This is a genomic window from Pedobacter suwonensis (genome assembly GCF_044762335.1).
Classification (GTDB): domain Bacteria; phylum Bacteroidota; class Bacteroidia; order Sphingobacteriales; family Sphingobacteriaceae; genus Pedobacter.
This window is the reverse complement of record NZ_JBIWEB010000008.1, coordinates 208,803-228,882: the sequence shown is the minus strand read 5'-3', so window position 1 is coordinate 228,882 and position 20,080 is coordinate 208,803. Positions and strand designations below refer to the sequence as shown.

Annotated in this window: 15 protein-coding genes; 8 read left to right on the top strand and 7 right to left on the bottom strand. The window is 39.4% G+C overall.

Annotated elements, in window-relative coordinates; all coding sequences use genetic code 11:
• Nucleotides 1–28 precede the first annotated feature (28 nt).
• Together ACIQXP_RS14905 and ACIQXP_RS14900 are read left to right on the top strand one after the other, a co-directional pair.
• A complete protein-coding gene (locus ACIQXP_RS14905; protein ID WP_387505845.1) occupies nt 29–1,402 on the top strand; it encodes an NAD-dependent succinate-semialdehyde dehydrogenase in 1,374 nt (457 codons plus the stop codon).
• 15 nt (nt 1,403–1,417) lie between these two features.
• On the top strand, nt 1,418–2,347 hold the full coding sequence (locus ACIQXP_RS14900; protein WP_387505844.1) for an NADP-dependent oxidoreductase: 930 nt from the start codon (nt 1,418–1,420) through the stop codon (nt 2,345–2,347).
• Nucleotides 2,348–2,461: 114 nt separating this feature from the next.
• On the opposite strand, the gene ACIQXP_RS14895 is transcribed toward ACIQXP_RS14900, so the two are convergent.
• The gene (locus ACIQXP_RS14895) at nt 2,462–3,403 is read right to left on the bottom strand and encodes a cation diffusion facilitator family transporter (protein ID WP_387505843.1); all 942 of its coding nucleotides are present in this window, start codon (nt 3,401–3,403) and stop codon (nt 2,462–2,464) included.
• Between the two features lie 265 nt (nt 3,404–3,668).
• Nucleotides 3,669–4,658, bottom strand: coding sequence for an L-glyceraldehyde 3-phosphate reductase (mgrA, locus tag ACIQXP_RS14890; protein ID WP_387505842.1), 990 nt, complete (start codon nt 4,656–4,658; stop codon nt 3,669–3,671).
• A 356-nt stretch (nt 4,659–5,014) separates the two neighbouring features.
• Here mgrA and ACIQXP_RS14885 point away from each other — a divergent pair, with 356 nt between their 5' ends.
• Nucleotides 5,015–6,187 carry an aldose epimerase family protein gene (locus tag ACIQXP_RS14885; RefSeq protein WP_387505841.1) on the top strand — a complete coding sequence of 391 codons (1,173 nt, stop codon included), beginning with the start codon at nt 5,015–5,017 and terminating at the stop codon, nt 6,185–6,187.
• 71 nt (nt 6,188–6,258) lie between these two features.
• On the opposite strand, the gene ACIQXP_RS14880 is transcribed toward ACIQXP_RS14885, so the two are convergent.
• Entirely contained in the window at nt 6,259–6,921 is a 663-nt protein-coding gene (locus ACIQXP_RS14880; RefSeq protein ID WP_293741372.1) for an HAD family hydrolase, read from the bottom strand.
• 204 nt (nt 6,922–7,125) lie between these two features.
• On the opposite strand from ACIQXP_RS14880, the gene ACIQXP_RS14875 reads away from it, so the two are divergent.
• Entirely contained in the window at nt 7,126–7,746 is a 621-nt protein-coding gene (locus ACIQXP_RS14875) for a Crp/Fnr family transcriptional regulator (RefSeq protein WP_387505840.1), read from the top strand.
• A 3-nt stretch (nt 7,747–7,749) separates the two neighbouring features.
• Here ACIQXP_RS14875 and ACIQXP_RS14870 read toward each other — a convergent pair whose 3' ends face one another.
• Nucleotides 7,750–8,376 carry a phosphatase PAP2 family protein gene (locus ACIQXP_RS14870; protein ID WP_387505839.1) on the bottom strand — a complete coding sequence of 209 codons (627 nt, stop codon included), beginning with the start codon at nt 8,374–8,376 and terminating at the stop codon, nt 7,750–7,752.
• Nucleotides 8,377–8,851: 475 nt separating this feature from the next.
• On the opposite strand from ACIQXP_RS14870, the gene ACIQXP_RS14865 reads away from it, so the two are divergent.
• Both ACIQXP_RS14865 and ACIQXP_RS14860 read left to right on the top strand, forming a co-directional pair.
• Nucleotides 8,852–9,088, top strand: coding sequence for a hypothetical protein (locus tag ACIQXP_RS14865; protein ID WP_387505857.1), 237 nt, complete (start codon nt 8,852–8,854; stop codon nt 9,086–9,088).
• Nucleotides 9,089–9,112: 24 nt separating this feature from the next.
• Complete coding sequence (locus tag ACIQXP_RS14860) at nt 9,113–9,322, top strand: DUF559 domain-containing protein (protein WP_387505856.1); 210 nt, start codon at nt 9,113–9,115, stop codon at nt 9,320–9,322.
• Here the strand turns inward: ACIQXP_RS14860 and ACIQXP_RS14855 are convergent, their stop codons facing one another.
• The gene (locus ACIQXP_RS14855) at nt 9,323–9,673 is read right to left on the bottom strand and encodes a hypothetical protein (protein ID WP_090980053.1); all 351 of its coding nucleotides are present in this window, start codon (nt 9,671–9,673) and stop codon (nt 9,323–9,325) included. It lies immediately after the preceding gene.
• A 616-nt stretch (nt 9,674–10,289) separates the two neighbouring features.
• Here ACIQXP_RS14855 and ACIQXP_RS14850 point away from each other — a divergent pair.
• Nucleotides 10,290–10,982: a lysoplasmalogenase gene (locus tag ACIQXP_RS14850; RefSeq protein ID WP_293741356.1), complete on the top strand. Its 693-nt coding sequence runs from the start codon at nt 10,290–10,292 to the stop codon at nt 10,980–10,982.
• Nucleotides 10,983–11,282: 300 nt separating this feature from the next.
• Here ACIQXP_RS14850 and pbpC read toward each other — a convergent pair whose 3' ends face one another.
• Both pbpC and ACIQXP_RS14840 read right to left on the bottom strand, forming a co-directional pair.
• The gene (gene pbpC / locus ACIQXP_RS14845) at nt 11,283–13,655 is read right to left on the bottom strand and encodes a penicillin-binding protein 1C (RefSeq protein WP_387505838.1); all 2,373 of its coding nucleotides are present in this window, start codon (nt 13,653–13,655) and stop codon (nt 11,283–11,285) included.
• Nucleotides 13,656–13,726: 71 nt separating this feature from the next.
• Complete coding sequence (locus tag ACIQXP_RS14840) at nt 13,727–19,318, bottom strand: alpha-2-macroglobulin family protein (RefSeq protein ID WP_387505837.1); 5,592 nt, start codon at nt 19,316–19,318, stop codon at nt 13,727–13,729.
• Nucleotides 19,319–19,530: 212 nt separating this feature from the next.
• Here ACIQXP_RS14840 and ACIQXP_RS14835 point away from each other — a divergent pair, with 212 nt between their 5' ends.
• Complete coding sequence (locus ACIQXP_RS14835; protein ID WP_387505836.1) at nt 19,531–19,968, top strand: nuclear transport factor 2 family protein; 438 nt, start codon at nt 19,531–19,533, stop codon at nt 19,966–19,968.
• The last annotated feature ends 112 nt before the right edge of the window (nt 19,969–20,080 follow it).

Below are 20,080 nucleotides of genomic sequence, written 5' to 3'. Positions count from 1 at the left end.
AATTAAAATGCTCATTTGTTATTATTAAATGAGCATTTCGTCTATAAACCCCATAAATGGGGCAATCATAAAAAAATACGGGGAAGATACTGATCATTCGATCGGTCAGAAAGTAGATCAGGCGCACCAGGCATGGTTAAACTATAAGGAGACTGATTTCGAAACCCGTTCCGGATTACTGTTGCAGGTTTCAAAACTTTTAAGCGGACGCAAGGATAAGTTAGCCGAACTGATGGCCTTAGAAATGGGCAAACCATTAAAGGATGGTGTGTCCGAAATACTCAAATGTGCCGCCGTTTGCGAATACTACGCTAAAAATGGAGCCGCATTTTTAGCAGATCAGCTCATCGAAACAGATGCGTCCAAAAGTTATGTGAGCTTTCAACCTATCGGTGTGGTACTGGCCATTATGCCCTGGAATTTCCCATTCTGGCAGGTATTTCGCTTTCTTGCTCCCGCCTTAATGGCCGGCAATGCGGGTGTACTAAAACACTCATCGGGTGTTACCGGCTGCGCGCTCGAAATAGAAAGGATAATTGAAGATGCGGGATTTCCGGAACACGTTTTTAAAACGCTGATCTGCGACAGTAAGGCCATTCCGAAAGTAATCGAAAATCCATATATCAAAGCGGTAACATTAACGGGCAGTACTGAAGCAGGCAAAAAAGTAGCGGAACAGGCAGGCAAACTGATAAAAAAAACAGTTTTGGAACTTGGAGGTAGCGATCCGTATATTATTTTGGAAGATGCAGATTTGGAAGAGGCAGCAAAAATATGTGCCGAAGCCAGGTTGATCAACAACGGACAAAGCTGTATTGCCGCTAAACGCTTCATTGTACAAGAATCAGTAAAAGAAAAATTTACACAACTTTTTAAAGTCGAAATGGAAAGCAAAAGAACGGGCGATCCACTATTGGCTGAAACAGATCTTGGTCCAATGGCCAGGGCCGAACTTCGCGATGAGCTGCATCAACAAGTATTAAAAAGCATAGAACAAGGGGCAAAATGTATCCTGGGAGGCGAGATTCCGTCTATTGCTGGTCACCATGCCTATTATCAGCCCACTATTTTAACCCAAGTAAAAAAAGGTGTACTGGCATATGATGAGGAGCTGTTTGGTCCGGTAGCTGCCATCATTGCAGCAAAAGATGCCGATGATGCCATTTATATTGCTAATGATACCAATTTCGGCCTGGGGGCGGCTGTTTTTACTAAAAACAGTGCACTGGCAGAAGATATTGCGCGTAATAAACTGGCGGCAGGCTCCTGTTTCGTAAACCAGGGCGTAAAATCAGATGTTGCTTTGCCTTTCGGTGGTATCAATCAGTCTGGGTACGGCCGCGAGTTGAGTATGTTCGGTATCCATGAGTTTGTGAATATTAAAACAGTATATATCAAGTAATAATAATATCCTAATATGAAAGCAGTTAGAATCCATGAGTATGGCGGTCCGGAAGTGTTATCAATTGATGAAATTCCAATCCCCCAACCAGCTCCCGACGAAGTATTGATCAAAGTGCATTCAACCAGCGTTAATCCGGTTGATTGGAAAATCAGGGAGGGACATCATAAAGATAAATTTCCCGCAAAATTACCTTTAACACTGGGCTGGGACGTTTCCGGTACCGTGGAGGAAGTTGGAGAAAAAGTAAGCGAGTTTAAAAAAGGTGATGAGGTATATGGCAGACCTGATCCAACCAAAAATGGGGCCTATGCCGAGTACATCGTAGTAAAAGCCAATATCATCAGTGTGAAACCGACGAGTATAGGACATGCCGAAGCAGCTGCTGTGCCTTTGGCAGGTTTAACCGCATGGCAGGGTTTATTCGATCATGGTTTGCTAAAAGCCGGACAAAAAGTATTGATACATGCTGCAGCTGGTGGCGTAGGTACGTATGCTGTACAATTTGCAAAATGGAAAGGTGCTTATGTCATCGGTACCGCATCAGATACCAATACCGACTTTTTGAAGTGTTTGGGCGTTGATGAAGTGATAGATTATAAAATGGAAGATTTTGAGTCTGTGGTAAAAGATGTGGATCTTGTTTTGGATACCGTTGGAAAAGAAACGCAGTTCAAATCATTAAATATATTAAAAGAAGGCGGACGCGTAATTACGACTTTAATGCCGGAATTTGTGGCCGAAGCAAAGGATAAAAAAGTTCACCTGATTGGTTTTATGGCACAGTCCATTCCAGCGCAACTGACTGAAATAGCCGGTTTGATAGATTCAGGAAAAGTTAAACCCATTATTGATAAAGTTTTGCCTTTTACCAGTGCAAAACAGGCGCAAATGGAAAGTGAACAAGGACATACAAGAGGAAAAATTGTTTTGCAGGTCATCTAGCATCAATTATAAAGCAGCGCTGCAGTAAAGAGGGGGATTTTTGGATATCAATCAAAGATCTCTCCCTGGCCTGCTAAAACTGACCAGTTCGTTTGCATAGACAATTTAACTGTGTTATTCGAGATGAATATCAGTACTGAAATCATTTTCTGTTACATCAGCAGACTGCGGCTGGATAATCACAAACTTAACGACATTTAATTCTGCTTTAATTTTAGCTCTCAACCTGTCGATTGCATTGGTTAAATCGGTGGTGTTTAATTCTGCATGGAAGGTAAGAATGAGTACCAGTAATACTTCCTTTGGAGATTGATATTGTGATAAAACACTGGTTACGGTAATTACATCAGGATCATTTTCGACCAGTTTTTTAATTTTCTGCTGCGTTTCTGAAGTTAAACCTTCGCCCATGAGTAGACTGCGGCTCTCTCTTGCCAGTATAAACGATACAAAAATCAGAAGTGTGCCCACCAAAACCGAAGCCAGTCCATCTAAAAATGGTAAATTTAAATTGTGGCTAAGTACCATGAAAATAAAAACAATTACCAATCCTAAAACTGCGGCACCATCCTCAAAAAGCACTAAAAAGCCAGATGGATCTTTACTTTTAATGATCGCTTTCCACCAGGGTAAACCTTTGCGCGTTTTATTAAATTCTTTTATCGCAATGATTAGTGAGGTGCCTTCGAAAATAAAGGATAAACCCAATACCACGTAATTCCATGTTGGATTGCCCAAAACCTCCGGGCGGCGGATGTGTGCAATGCCTTGCGAAATTGAAACGACACCGCCTAAACCAAAAATCATAATGGATACAATGAACGACCAGAAATACAGCTCTTTCCCATAACCAAACGGGCGGGATTTATCTGGCGGTTTTACACTTCTTTTTAGCCCATAAAGCAATAAAAGCTGGTTACTGGTATCAACCGTAGAGTGAATGCCTTCTGCAATCATTGAAGAGCTGTTGGTAAACGCTCCAGCTATAAATTTGGTTACGGCGATTAATAAATTAGCTGCTAAGGCACTATAAATAGAATTATTGGCTCTTGCCATAAATTAAGAAATGTAATAGATTCATTTCTTAAACCCATTTAATCTCATTTGGTTTTAGAACAAATGATGAAATTGGGTTAATCCTTATTTCAATCATTGAATGCTCATTTCAATACAATATGTTTAAGATCAGCCTGGCTGATCCGCTATGTGGTTTTTGCCTGTGGGCGTAATGATTTTTAACGTCAACAGTTTTAAGACTTATAGATTCCGTGATGCTCCATCCGATAGCTATAGAATGAAGCATCATGGCTGTTACGAATTTTTAAGCTAAAATCTCGTCAATTAACTTGAGTTCGGCTTCGCTGAAGGCGATATTATCCAATGCTTTAATTGAATCCGTAATCTGTTCCGGTTTACTTGCACCAATGAGTACCGTAGTGATTCGATTATCTTTTAATATAAACGATAAAGCCATATGCGCCAGTTTTTGTCCACGGGATTGTGACAGATCATTTAATCTGGAAATTACCGCCAATTTCTCTGGAGTGATGTTACTTTCTTTCAGGAAAATTCCGCTTGTAGCTACCCTTGAGTCAGATGGGATCCCGTGCAAATATTTATCGGTAAGTAAACCTTGCGCCAATGGCGAAAATGGAATACAACCCACACCATTTTGCGATAAAACATCAAGCAAACCATTTTCAACCCAACGTTCAAACATCGAATATTTGGGTTGGTGGATTAAACAGGGCGTACCGTTATCTTTTAAAATCCTGATTGCTTTTTCGGCTTCTTCAGCCTGATAATTTGAAATACCGACATACAATGCCTTTCCCTGCTGCACCAATAGACTCAAAGCACCCATCGTTTCTTCCAATGGTGTTTCGGGATCTGGACGGTGGTGATAAAAAATATCCACATAGTCCAGCTTCATTCGTTTTAAGCTTTGATCTAAACTGGAAACCAGGTACTTTTTTGAGCCCCAGTCGCCGTACGGACCATCCCACATGGTATATCCGGCTTTACTTGAAATAATCATTTCATCACGATAGCCTTTAAAATTTTCGTGCAGTATTTTCCCGAAAACTTCCTCAGCCGATCCAGGGGGCGGGCCATAATTATTAGCTAAATCGAAATGCGTAATTCCGTTGTTAAAAGCAGTATAGATAAGGTTTTTGCTGTTTTCAAAAACGTTTACATGTCCGAAATTATGCCATAAGCCTAATGATATGAGCGGTAATTTAAGTCCACTCTTTCCGCAACGGCGATATTGCATTTTGTGGTAGCGATCGGTTGAAATAATTTGATTCATGCTTATAATTTGATTGTTGCAATAATAATTAGTTTTGACGGATTTTAGCTGCTGATAGTCAATATATTCTTAGTTTCATACGTAATCATAAGATAAACGAACAGGTTGCAGCTTGTTTTACCGAAATCCAAAAGATGATCGCTTTAATTATAAGGCATAAAATCATTATGAACAGAATCCTTTATTGAAATTCTGATCTCCGAATTGTTCTTCTACATTTTGTAATGGGTATTCTACAAATCGTATCGTTACGTTTTAATGGCGATAATATTTGTTTTTTAATTCATCTAAATCGTTTTATTTGTAAAATTAAGCGATATATTTATAATAAAAATCTAAACCAAGTATTCCAATTTATGAAATTAAAATCATTAGCAGGCCTGTGCGTAACTGCTGCAATCGGATTAGCTTCCTGCCAATCCGGAACCAAAAAATCTTCTTCAGCAGATACTTTGAAAAGTGCCCCTTTAGCAGTTGTAAAATTAGTTGCCGATTCTTTTAAAAAAGAAATTGATGGTAAACAGATTGCCTTGTACATTTTAAAAAATAAAAACGGTGCAGAGGCCGTTTTTACCAATTACGGTGGTCGCCTGGTTAGTTTAACGGTGCCAGATAAAGATGGGAAGCTGGTAGATGTAGTGGTGGGTTTTAAAAGCATTGGCGATTACGAGAAATCAACCGAACCTTATTTTGGTGCAACTATTGGCCGTTACGGTAACCGTATAGCCAAAGGAAAATTTACACTTGAGGGGAAAGGCTATTCGCTTTTTACCAATAACGGACAGAATACCCTCCACGGAGGCAAAAAAGGCTTTCAATATGTTGTTTGGGATGCAAGTCAACCTGTTGCCAATAGGTTGATACTGCATTATCTGTCAAAAGATGGAGAAGAAAATTTTCCAGGTAATTTAGATGTTAAAGTGACCTATACCTTAACAGACGAAAATGAATTGAAGATGGATTATGAAGCTAAAACCGATCAAACTACGGTGGTAAATTTAACCAATCACGCGTTTTTTAATTTAAATGGGGATGGAAGTGGAGAAATTTTAAACCATGAGGTGAAGATTTATGCAGATGAATATACACCTGTTGATTCTACCCTGATCCCGACCGGGAAAATAGAAAAGGTTAAAGGCACACCGTTCGATTTTACCACTGCTACAACTATTGGTGCACGCATAAATGATAAAAACGAGCAGTTAACTTTCGGTAAAGGTTATGATCACAATTATGTGCTTAATAAAACCAAAGCTATGGGCATGTTTCATGCGGCTACGGTAAAAGGAGACCAGTCGGGCATCATTATGGACATTTATACACAGGAGCCAGGTTTGCAATTCTACAGCGGAAATTTTATGCAAAGCAAAAATACCTTTAAAAGTGGTGCTAAAGATGATTTTAGAACGGCAATTGCCATGGAAACACAACACTTTCCAGATTCACCCAACCAACCTGCTTTTCCGTCAACGGTTTTAAAACCAGGCCAGATGTATAAAACAAGCTCTATATACAAATTCAGTAAATAATCTCTTTGCTTATTGATTTAATGAAAAATGATGATGAAACGTGCGGCCTGACTAATTCGGGCCGTATCTTTTTAGAAAAGTTCTTGTAACACGGGGTCAGTATAATCTTCTATAAATGCAATAATGTTATGATAGGCGGAAAACTCTGCTCTGGTGTGCATTGTTGTAAGTACAACACATTTCATTCCGGCATTTTGCGCCGCCTCAACACCTTTCGGTGCATCTTCAAAAACAATACATTGGTTAGCGGCCACACCCAAAATTTCAGCACCTTTGGTAAAGGTTTCAGGATCTGGTTTACTGTTCTCCACATCTTCGGCACTTACAATTGCTTTAAAGTAAGAACGGATATTTAAGTTATCGAGCACAAAGTTGATGTTGAAAGGGATGGCTGCCGAACCGATGGCCATCTGGATACCTGATTGTTGTGCTTTTTCCAAAAAATCGCCCAAACCGGTTATTAATGCCAAATGTGCTCTATACGCGGCCTGATACCTGCGTTCTTTTTCGATGGAAATCTGATCAATTTGTTCCTGGGTGAAATGGCCCACGCCAAATACACGTTCCAGCAAATCCTGGTTTTTGCCATACATCTGTTTCTTAACAGCGTCAAAACTGATGTTGGCACCTAAATCATGTGTAAGAATATCGTGCCAGGCTTTGTTGTGGAAAGCCATATCATTAATCATGGTACCGTTGAGGTCAAAAAGGAAAGCTTTGGGTTTATCGTTCATCATAGCGGCAAAATTATTATAATTTTTATCATTAAGTTAAAAGATACTTTGTCAAAACAAATAACCAAAATATAAATGCCTGAAGCTGTGTCATAATCAACAGATAAGACCATATATTCCTAAATATAATTTTTACTAGTTAGGCGCGTTTTTATCCTTTGGAAATCCTGTGTTCAAATAATAACTTGCACATTTTATAAAACCATGATCGATATGATGACCGATGCCTATGATGAGGGCGATGCTTTTATCAAATATTTAAATGAGCTGCAGCCATTAAGAAAAGAAATAATTGATCGGGTAAAGAAAGAGACATTTAAGATGGTGGTGCGAAAGAATGAAATTTTACCTGAATTAAACTACATTAACGGAGATTGTTTGTTCTTTATCCTTAAAGGATTGGTACGCGCTTTTATATTAGACGAAGGAAAGGACATTACCGCATGGTTAACAGCTGAAAATAACCTGATAGGGCAGATTAGAAATCCCGGGACACTCGTGCCAACCTACCGGGAACAATATCAGGCATTGGAAGATTCTGAACTGCTTATACTTCCTTACCGTTTTATAGATGATCTGTATGTTAAATTTCCTGAAACCAATATTTTGGCCAGAAAATTATTGGCTATACATTATCATACTTCGCAAGAACGGTCTGTTTTATCACGAATTCCTTCGGCTGAAATCAGGTATAAACAATTTCAAACAGGTTTTCCTGCTATAAAATCCAGAGTTCCGCTAAAATTTCTGGCGAGCTATTTAGGCATGCGGATTGAAACTTTAAGCAGGGTAAGGAAGAAAGAAAAACTGCAGGCAAAAGCTTAATCTCTATCCTTTTTTAAAATAGAAGTAGCAAAGCGGGAAAAGGCAGATTAAGCCTAACAGAAAACCACCTACCGTATCTGTAAGCCAATGTGCACCCAGGTAAATTCTGGATGGTGCAATGCCGATCATTAAAAAGGCTGAAATGTAGGTTACGATATTCCGGGTTAGCTTCGGCACATCTTTCAGCGTATTCATCAAAATGATTAAAAACCCAAAAAAGAGTGTGTAAGAAAGTACATGGCCGCTGGGATAACTTTGAAATCGGTTCACTTCAACCAGTCGTACGTAAAATGCAGTTGGACGTGGACGGTTGATTATATTTTTTATACCTAGAATAATTAGTCCCGATAATAAAACAGTCGAAATGAATATTCCTTCCCGTTTATATTGCTGTTGATAAAATACGATTGCCACGATTACTACAGATAGTAATGAGTAGGGGAGTTCGCCAAAAAAGCTGATGGCCAGCATTAATTTATCTAACCAGTCTGCATGGTATTGTTGAATAAACATGGAGGTTTTAATGTCAAAATCAAGTATGGGATGTTTTGCAATAAAGAAGCTTAAACAGGCAAAAGCAGCAATTAACAGGGCAAGTATAAAAATTAGCGTATTTCGTTTTAATGGCATAGTTATAAATTGATCAGGGCCAAAACTATGGATTTTATGCTGATAGCTGCAAAATTTACGGCTTTTAAAATGCTATAATTTAAAAGTAAGGGTTGTGGAAATTCGGTTTCTGTACTTAATAAAATAAAAACCTTAAAATATTCATCAAGAAAATCAGACTATTCATCAAGGAAATACACCTATCTGTATAACAAGTTGGGAGGTGTTGAAATGATTTCCAATCTTCGGGTCAGATAATAAGGATATCTATGCTTATGAGGTTGGCAGGAATATTTTCTGCCAACTGAAAAAGCTCACTTTTCGACAATTTACTCAAATTATACTTTTTGTATTAACGCTTCGGCCCAAGAGCACCTCCTTTAAAAGAGGAGGTGCTTAGGTTGTTCCCGTTTTTTCCATTTACCATCATTTTTAAACAATTCACGGTACTTTGGGTTAACTTAATTATGGAACCCAACCATATAAAGAAGAAGATATTAAAGTTCCGCGCTTTGAAGAAAGTGCGGGTTTTTACACCACCACACAGCGAAGCCAGAACATGTCTGAAATTGAGGCAAAAAATAGTTTGCCGGAGTTAAAACTTCGGAAAGCGCTTTGGGTAAGAAATTTGAGGTTTAGGATCCATCCGAAGAAAATTCACGGCAAACCAGATATCGTGATTAATAAATATAGACTGGCCATATTCGTTGATGGTGATTTTTGGCATGGCTAAAAATGGGATAAAAGGAAAGCCTCCATAAAAACAAATTCGCGTTTTTGGATTCCGAAGATTGAAGGAAATATACAACGCGGCCGACACGTAAATCAGCAGCTCAACGCCAGAGGTTATACGGTAATGCGGTTTTGGGAACATGAGCTTAACGAACATTTAAATACCTGTGTTAACCAGGTTATGCTTTATATCGAGGCTGCTAAAGTGGCAGAAATACCACAAGCTGACGATTGATTATTTTACGACAATCTGTTTTGGATCGGTAACTACTATCTGTTTTTTGCCTTTAAAATCTGAAACCACTCCGGTGACACAAACGTTATTTCCAATAAACATGCTTGCAGGTTCTGAAGGGAATTTACGCTCATCCTCTTTATTGATCACTATAGTGATCAGCTCTTTTGGATAGGCACCTCCCAAATTAATTAAGGTTAATTTATCTAAAGCTTTTGCGCTGTAAACCGAATCGCAGATGGAAACGTTTTTTCCGACATATTGAGCTACATCTTTGGCTAGTATCATCGTTTGGCTTTTTGCATAAAATGCTACTGCAGTTAGCGAAAGAAGGAGAGACAATTTTTTCATAGGTGGGATGATTTAGTGGACAATCAAATGTAGTGAGACATTAAATTAACCAACCAAAGTTAAGGTTGCGTTTGCTAATTATCAATAACTAATGCCAAACAAGCATAAATATTACAGTAATATATTTTTACGCTGATGAAGAAAATTGCTAAGCAAGTATGCCTGACTAAGCATTGTTATATGAATATAGATTAACTAAATGATCTATTCCATTTTTTTATTCTGATTGGCGTAGAATTGGCCTATAACTTTATAAACAACTTAATTACTACAGGCTCAATGATGGTATCGCCAATTAAGTCTGGGTATAGGTCAGCATCTCGCTGAGTTTTTTGAAAACAACTTTGTTTTTTGGATGCAAATATATTTTCGAACATGGGCGTTTTTCTGAATTGCCCGGGAGAATATGGGGTTGGATCCTGTTGCGTTAATTTCATATGTAGTTTTATTAGAACAGAAAGCATGGTAAATTAGATTCGTATATTTCAGGCCGCTTTTTGGTGCTTTGTTGGTCCTGTTTTGAAATTGCCGGTTGGTTATCAAGTAATTTTTATGGCGATCCACTTAATATCCGTAATTTGGTTTTTAAATTTGCAAAAGGCAAATCCCGTCATTGATGAAGACTAAGTTATTTTCTTTTATATTTTTTCTCGTATTCACAATTCAATTATATGCAGAATATACCAATGATATGCTGCTGCGCAATTTTGCCAAGCCGTTAATTGTAGTTGTGCTCTTAGTGTGGCTTTATGTTGGCTCGAATTTAAAAGGACGTTTCCACAAGCGGATTTTTGCAGGATTGATTTTTGCTTGGCTTGGCGATGTGCTGCTGATTTTCCAAAAAGATAAACCGAGTTTTTTTATCTATGGCTTAATCGCTTTTATATTTTGCCACATTTTTTACATCAGGGCATTTACACTTGATCATAAATCTAATCCTAATCACAAAACGCCATATTTTTTATGGGTTGTAGGCGCTTTTGCCATCTTTTGTTCAGGGTTGTTCTTCTACCTGCAGCCTAAACTGGGGCCCATGCAATTCCCCGTTTTAATGTATGCTATCATTGCCACGGTTATGGCCATCATGGCCTTCAATCGATATGGTAAAGTAAACATTTTCAGCTTTAAGCTCATTTTTTATGCGGCATTGTTTTTCTTGCTTTCTGATAGCATTTTGGCGGTTAATAAGTTTAGTCAGCCCATTCCACAAAGCGGAGCATTAATTATGGCAACTTATATGATTGCGCAGTATTTAATGGTGTATGGTACAATTTCGCGTCAGTTGGTAGTTACCAGAACGGAAGTGTAGTAAGCAAAATTTATTTTTTCCAGGGTAAACCAGCTGCTATTTTCATTCTTTAGAATCGTTTGGGTCATTTTCGAATTGGTTTTTCTATTGCTACCCAGGTTTTAAGATTCACAAGCCGCTGTACATCAATATGATAAGGTGGAATAGCCCGGATCCCGACATTCCGTCGGTAGAGGAACGTAAGCAATAGCGGTACTGCAAGCTGCCACGAACACTTAAGGCTCATTTACTAATAAACATTCAAACCCTAAATCATTAATGCATTAATTTATTATTCGGAAAGCAAGACTTGTAAAAATTTTACTTCTTTTCTTTATCTAAAATCGTAAAAGTTTGCACCAGCCGTTCGCCATTTTCATCCACCAATGTCAAAATATGTTTACCGGGCGGCGGATTAATGGCCAATTGATGAAAATTAGTGGTAGTGCTTATATATTCATGATCAATGTGCCAGTATATTTTAGCACCCGGATTTCTGTGCGCTGCATTAATTACGATTTTACCTCTGGTTCCGTCTAGCTCCAATGGGATGTAAACAATTGCATTGTTTTTAGGATAAATGACTTCCATCACACTGTTTCCACCTGAAAGATCACAACCAGCTTTAAAAGGAGGGAGGGATTTATAGCCGCTATTTTTTATTTTGTAATAGTATTCCATAGCCGGTGGTAAAATGAACCAGCTTTTGTGTTGCATCTGAGTGGTACTTTCACAATTGTCGGTAACCCTAAAAGTACCTGTTTGGTCTAAATGAACCAATTTGTGGAAAGGACAAACGGCTGTCTTTTCTCCGGCAACCGGAACAAGTTCCTGAATCACATCAGTACAATATTCTCCTGCTTTATAACCGCTTTGTCTACATATGTTAAGTTTTTTGAGTTTGGTTACAGGTGTTTCGAACCATTTACCATTAGGCAACAATCTAAAAATATCAAAGAGCACTGGCGCAGCCGCTTCTATGCCCACTAATCCTGGCCGGCCCTCACCATCTGCGTTACCTACCCAAACGCATACTACGTAATTTGGCGTCAAGCCTACGGCCCAGGCATCGCGGAAACCAAAACTGGTACCGGTTTTCCAGGCCACCCGTTGCGAAGATGAAAACTGTTCCCATAAGCCTTCATCACCAGGGCGCATTACTTCTTCCATGGCATTAAAGGTAGCCCATATGGCGCCGTGATCTAAAAATGAATTGCGCTGATAGTCTTTTTCCTCTTTAGTTTGATGACTAAAGTAAGTAGCCTGTTTATAATCTTCGGGATTGTAAAGGCCTTTATAGGTGTTAAAATGGTTCAGTGTGCGTACCATACCCATATAGGTGTTGGCCAGATCCCACATCGTAACTTCGCTGCCGCCCAAAATTAGCGACAATCCATAATGATCTGCCGGCTGGTTCAAGGTGCCTATCCCCAATTTCTTTAATTTATCATAAAAGCGTTCATATTTATACTGCTGCAACATTTTTACAGCGGGGATGTTTAAAGAGCGGCTCAGTGCTTTATCTGCAGCAATGGCGCCATCATAACCCAGATCGTAATTTTGTGGTGAATAACCGGCTATTTGAGTAGGGATATCGGGAATTATGGTATGCGGTAATATAAAGCCATCATTAAGCATACTGGCATATAGCAACGGTTTTAAAGTACTACCCGGGCTCCGAAGTGCCTTAATCATGTCTACATGGCTTTGCAACTCAGTATTTTCTGGTTGATATATATTACCTACATAACTCTCCACCTGGCCGGTTCTGGCGTTAAGTACCAAGGCAGAAATATTATTGATATCGTTTGCCCTATAGCGGTTGTTATATCGTTTTAATATGGCATTAACTTTTAGCTGTATGTTTTCATCCAGGGTAGAAGTAATTCTGGTATTTGGGATGTTAAGGTTGACACGTTCTGCTTTAAAGCGGTTTAATAGGTGCGGCGCATTCTGGGGCAGGGGCATAGGTTTGCCCGGAACTGGCTCTAATTTAGATAAATTAGCTGTTGTCTGATCGATATATTTTAACCTGGCAAGCTTATCCAACAGATCATTCCTTTTTTTGACAAGTCTGGTTGAGTTTTTACCGGGATGAACCAATGAGGGACTGTTGGGAAGAACGGCTAAGGTGGCCATCTCACCCCATGAAAGCGTTTTAGCATCGCGGCCGTAATACCGCCAGCTGGCAGCTTCTAAACCTACAACATTACTCCCAAAAGGGGCGTTGGCCGCGTACAGACCTATAATTTCTTCTTTTGAATATCTCATTTCTAAGCGGAAAGCTAAAATGACCTCCAGTAATTTTTGCCAAATGGTCCGGTCTTGTTTACGCGATAACCGGATAACCTGCATGGTTAGCGTACTGCCACCACTTACCACACTTTTTGCGCGCAAGTTTTGCCGCATGGCTCTGCTCATGGCCAATGCATCTACCCCAAAATGGCTATAAAACCGTTTATCTTCAAAAGCAATAATGCAATCCTTAAATTTTACAGGAACACGATCTGCCACCGGGAAACGCCACTGCCCGTCGCTGGCGATTGCAGCACTTAATAAATGCCCATTGCTGGCCTCGATAACATAGGAGGTAGGCGTTTTGAAAAGTTTTGACGGCAAGGAAAAAAGGAAAGCCAAAAGCAGTGTAAAGCAGATAAGATCGGAAATGAGGAAAGCTTTTGGGATTTTGTTCATTTTGTGTAAAAAACCTATCAGGTTTAGAAAACCTGATAGGTTTGAAATTTATTGTTAATTTAGTTTACAACTTATTTCACCACCTGCACCCATTTGCCAGGTTCAGTAGCCGAAATATCATTATTATACATCGCTTCACATTGAACGGCTGACAGATAGTATTTACCCAGGTAAGAAGCATTAAGCAGTACCTTATAAACCAAACTTTCGCCTTCCCTTACATTGAAATAAGTGAAAACACGATCATCTCTGATGTCCTGATAGGTGAAAGGAGATGATGCCAGAATACTTTGGTTATCATTTACACGGGTATTGATGATTTCCCATCCAGAAGGGAAAATCTGCGTTAATGCCATTTGTTCGTAGTAACCCATTCTGCCAGGGTTTTTGATGGTTACTTCGGCATAAAAATCTGTTCCTTGTTTCAGGGTAGTAGGGTCTAAAACTTTTCCGTTTAAACGTTTGTAGTTCACGCTCATTTCTAAAACATCAGGACGGTCAGGTAAAAAGTTATTCTGACCAGCAACTGGTTGTCCTTCTAAAACCAAACGTACAAATAGTACATTATTTCCATTATTGGTAACCGAAGCCGTATTTCCTTTAAAGGTTACCGGTATACTATTGATATATTGCGTAGAGTTTACAGGTGCAGACTTACCATCCAATACATATTGGTATTGCAGCTTACTAGCCGACTGGTTGGATCCGCAGAATTTAGCGATAGCCAATAAACTATAAGCAGTTGTTTGTGTGCTATACCAGGTGTTTTCACCCAGTTTGGCTGCTAAAGGTTGCAATAAACCTGCTGCTTTTGCTTTCTGACCAAGTAGTGTCAACGTTTCTAAAATCATAGCTTCGTCACGCACATCAGAGCCATAAGTTCCTCCCAATTGTTTATAGGGCTGAATGGATGTTTCCAGGCCTTTGATCATATTTTGAGCCACATCATTTTGCCCGGCCAGTTTATAGGCCGCTGCCAAACGCCACTTCGCTGATACAGATAAATATTGGAAAGCTTTCAAACGGTTCATAGCTGCCATCTCTGGTCTTTTAGCCATTGCCAGCACATATAAACGATATGCTTGCGATAAATCGCCGCCATAAAAATTATTGCTGTTTGGCGCCCAGTTTGTAGCCTTTGATTTTTGAAAGCGCAATAACTCATCTAAAAGACCAACGGGTAAGGTATAACCGGCATTTTGTGCTTCAATTAAAAAATGACCGGCATAATTACTTCCCCATTCATCCGATGTACCTTCGCCAGGCCAGTAAGATAAACCGCCGTCAGTCGTTTGGAAACCTTTAAGCCTATTTATTCCAGCTTTGATGTTTTTTTCCGTTTTAGCTTTCTGCTGTTGGTTCAATGGGCTTAACCGATCTAAGAATAACTGAGGGAATATGCCCGAAGTTGTCTGCTCGATACAGCCATGTGGGTATTGAATGAGGTAACTCAATCTTTTGCCCAGGTTAATTGCCGGGATAGAAGATACTTCCAGCGAACCTGAATTGGTACCCGTCATTCCGATTGGTAAATAATTTACAGCCCATTTGGTATGTGGCTGAACGGTTGCAGAAACCACATTGGTTACATATGGGTTTGGATTTCTGATATCCATTTCCACATCATAAACTGTTTTTTCGGCTCCGCTTTGTGCAATTACTTTCACTTTGGCAATACCAACGGTATTTGGTGCTTTTACCTCAAAATAGGCCATTTGTTCACCTGTTTGTTTGTAGTAAAGTTGTTGCTTGTTACTGCTCTGGACAATTAAATTATTGGTCTGCAGTTGTACCGATACATTTTTGAGGTTTTTCTCTGTGGCAAATACGGTTACCGGTAAAGTGAAACTTTCTCCAGGACCAATAACCCTTGGCAGGGTGGCTAAAACCATTAAAGGTTTTTTAACCTGAACTGATTTTTCTGCAAAACCATATGCCGCATCCTGTCCGGCAACTACCATAGCCCTTACGGCGCCAATATATTGTGGCAATTTAAACTTGTGCGTTTTACTTTCGCCTTTACCAATAGCAAATGGCCCCATAAATTTAACCACCGCTTTAAAACGGTTGGCTTTTGCCGGATTTAAATTTTTGTTGATGCTTCCATCACCGCCGATACTTAAAATTCGTTCTAAATTTCCACCCCAGGCGCCAAGAACATAGTCGAATAAATCCCATGTTTTAACCCCTAAACCCTCGCGGGCATAAAACACACCATGTGGATCAGGCGTTTTAAACCGGGTTAAGTCAAGCAAACCTTCATCAACCAGCGCAATGGTATAGGTCATGGCTTTGCCATTCTGTTCACCCACAGTAATGGTATTTTCGGTTTCCGGTTTAATCTTATCTGCCATTTTAATGGTCGGTTTTAAAATCGTTTGCGGATCTTCTATAGCAAGAGGAATAGCGCCATACATTCTGATCGGTAAATCGTTAACCGTCTGTGCGTGTGGTTGCAATAAAGTAATGTTGGCAAAAACATTAGGTGCCATCTCTTTTTCTGCCTTAAATTTAAATTGTGTTTGGCCTGCTTTGGTATCTACCCAGAACGTTTTTAACACATGGCTTCCATTTTCAATTGAAATGAGCGCTCTTCCATTTTTACCTGTTGGTATGGTTAAAGTAATATCCTCTCCAACAGTGAATTTTTCTTTATCAGCGGTGAACGATAACATGGAGGCTTCTGTTGGATTACTGCCTTGTTCTCGCTGTGCCCAACCCGGCCAATCGATATAAACTGATTTTCCGGTAACATGTCCGCCGTTTACATCGCGTACCAGAATCAGATAACGGCCCCATTCCGGTTCATCAACGCGTAAATTCCAGCTTCCTTTTCCATTGAACAAATTTACCTGATGACTTTCAACTAATTTGTTGTATTGATTTTGGGTAAAGTTGGCGTAAGTATACTGGTCATCCTGTTCCCACCACCAGCGCCATTGGGTTTTATATAATTCTACGGTAACCGTTTTGGTTCCAGTCAATAATTTTCCATCGGTATTTACATTAACAATTTCCACTTTATGATCTTTACCTGTAACCAACATACCACTTAGGCGGTCGCCTTTTGCGGTACGGATACCTAAGTAACTGTTGTACACATGATAAGGAATGCTAAAATTATCGATGCTGAAATTACCTCCGGGTTCGAAAACTTTTGTGGTAAAATTTGCCCTTAACACACCAGGCGCGGTATTATTCTCATTCAGGTTGGTGTTGACCTGAGCAGTACCGTTTTGGTTCAAAGTGCCTTCGAAAATTGTTTTTACCTGCGATTCGAAGTTAACCGTTGGATTATCAAAGCTAAAACCATCAAAACCTTTAAATTTGGTTTCGGTAGTATTTAAGTTTACATCAACCTTTGCTCTTAAGTTTTGTGCAACAGCACCAAAAAGCCACCTGGCCGATAGGGTAGCGGCTGATGTTCCTGCACTTAAATATGTTCTGTTGCCAATATTGAAATCAATTTTCAAACGGTTTGGCATTATGGTTTCAATTTTTAAAGTTTTGGTGAATGTAGCACCGCCAGCTTTTACCTTGGCCATCCAGTTTCCTGTTGGTGCAGTACTTTCTGTCGCAGTTTTAAAGGTATAAAACCCATTTAATGGCTTACCATTAATCAACCTTTTGTAAAGCTGACCTTTAGGGTTGTAAAATTCCATTGTTACCGGATAATTGGCCGGCAGTTTTTTGAGTTTATCTTCCAGAACAAAGGAAACAAATAAACTATCTCCCGGTCGCCAGACTCCGCGTTCTCCATAAATGAAACCCTTTAATCCGCTTTGAACAACATCACCACCCACATCGAATCTGCTTAGAGGCAGCGAGCTGCCATCGTCTAATTTAAGGTAGCCACGTTCCGAACCATTTTTGGCAATCAATAAAAAAGGCTGGCGTTTCAGGTCAAACCTGGCGAAGCCATCGCCATCAGTTTTGGTGGTGAAAATAATCTGTTTCTGGTAGTCCATTAATTCCAGATTTACACCACTTAATGGTTTGGCTGTTAATAAATTGGTTGCTACAATCAGCATGCTGTTATCATTACCACGTTTAGCCACCAAACCTATATTTGAAGCAATTAAGTTTCTGCTCGCCCAGCGCTGGCTGGTATAAAATGATGGTGTACATGGATTATCTTTATCATTCCATCTGTAATTAGACGGGTAATAATTGTTGTAACGCTGCCAGAAATCATCATCCTCATCAATTTTTTCACCGTAGCCTTCATAATCACCGTATTCACTTTCTTCGTCACTACCATCGGATTTGTCTTCTCCGGCTTTACAATTGTAGGCATTATACTCCTGTCTGAAGGCAATGGTAACCCTGTACATGGCTCCCGGCTCAGTACGGATCATTTTATCCAGATCAAGTGTAAAACGGTTTTTTTTATGAAGGTTAAGTGCCTTATCTTCATCTAAATGCACCGTTTTCTGCAGGATGGGTTTAGCCACCCGTCGCAACTCGTTACCATCCTTATAACTATTAGTCTGGAAAAACTGGGGGATATTATTTTCATAAATCTTAATCACCGTAACATCAACGGCTTTTAGATTGATCGCTTCAAAAGGTAAAACCAGCTTTCCGGAGTTCGGCAAAATGGCGCCGGCACCTGCAATGGTCACCGCTGGTAATTTATCTTCAAAAACAAGATTCGCCATTTTGCCATCAGACAATTTTTTCCCGTTGATGTTTTCAACCCCGGCGTTTACGTTAAGTGCATAATTGCCTTTCAGCTCTTCTCCAGCATAGACTTTAACCTGACTGGCATCAATGGTATACCTCAAATCACCCAAATTGCCCAGGGTAATCATACCGGTCAAATCCTGACCAACCCCAATCGGTTCAGAAAACTGAACCAGGGCATAATCCTCTTCACCCTGGATAGCCTTCATGTCGAGGATTTCGAATTTGTTGATTGCCGGAACGCGAATTGCTACTTCACCTTTTTGATCTGCATCAATGGCATCACCATCCCATTCTATTTTTAATGTTTGGTCGTTACCTATCTTTTTAATGCTATCAATGGTGAATTTCGAACTATTTTTAGCTGGATCATGTTGCCATTTAATTTTTAATTTCTGATCAAAATCCAGTGAGAGTGTTTTTTCTATTTTACTGGTTTCTTCCACATCAGCAGTAGCCAATTCACCGGTGAGTTTCATGTAATCCAGAGAAGTATTATTCTGAGAAACCAATCCGTTTTGAGAAAGTATTAGCCCTGGAGTGATGACTTTGAATTCGAATTCGAAATCTTCAAGACCTTTTTCTGTATCAGAAACTTCCGAAAGTTTAAAGGTAGCTTCGTAGTTTTTGCCTGGTTTAAGGTTTTCATCAGGTCTGAACTCAACGGTTTGAGGGTCTATCCAATAGGTCTTTCCAGATATGGACGGGGAGAAGTCGAAAAGCTCCCTTGTGTCTGCTTTTCCCAGATCCTGCATACCCGTTGCTGCATTTGCCAGGTGTACGCGGATGAAACTCTTTTTAGAGATGGTACCGGAAGTGTAGGCTTCGATGTATTTTGCGTAAGCCTGGTTTTCTTCGTTGCTTTTCTTTTTTTTATTGAAATAAATAAATACAATTGACGCTATCGAAACAGCAAGCAAGCCAATAAAAATAAATTTCTTTTTTGAGGACGATTGGTAGGTAGATGGTTGTTTCATAAATGAAATTTGTTAAGAGACATGAGATATAATCTTGCGGTTGGAGCAATTGCTATGCCGTAATTAAGCTATTTTGATCGTTAAAACCATATTTCATCAGAAAATTAACTAAATTCAACGTTAAACAGAATAATGTGGAAAATTATAACGAATATGTTGCTCTTGTAAAGGCTTTTGGATATGTTTACAACTTCAACTTTAAATGACCAGGTATGATCAAAAAACTCCTTATTTTTTCGTGTTTACTAATTTCTACAACTTTTTGTTTTGCGCAGAAGACAAATGCAGAAAAGGAAGTTAATAAAGCGGTAGATCAACTTATAAACTTAATGATCCATCCGGATAGCTTAGGCTTAGATAAGTTATTACTTAATAATTTAAGTTATGGTCACTCAAGCGGGAAAGTACAAACTAAGCAAGAGTTTATGCATTCGCTGCTTTCCGGTGAATCTGATTTTTTAGATGATATTGTTCTGGGCGATCCTAAAACAATTATTCAGGGAAATACAGCATTGGTAAGACATAAATTAATGGCTCAAACCAATGATAAGGGCATTAGAGGGAGTGTAAATTTGTACATCCTCCTTATCTGGAGCAAGGAAAAGGCTGGATGGAAGCTGCTTGGAAGGCAAGCGGTTAAGGTACCTTAGTTAAGTCTGAAGTCCTTAGTCCACAGTCTTAAGTCATTTGCTAGCGACTTAAGCTTGTGTAAGACTAATTTTTTAAACTGAATTCGACTCGGGACTCCAAACCCCAAACTCC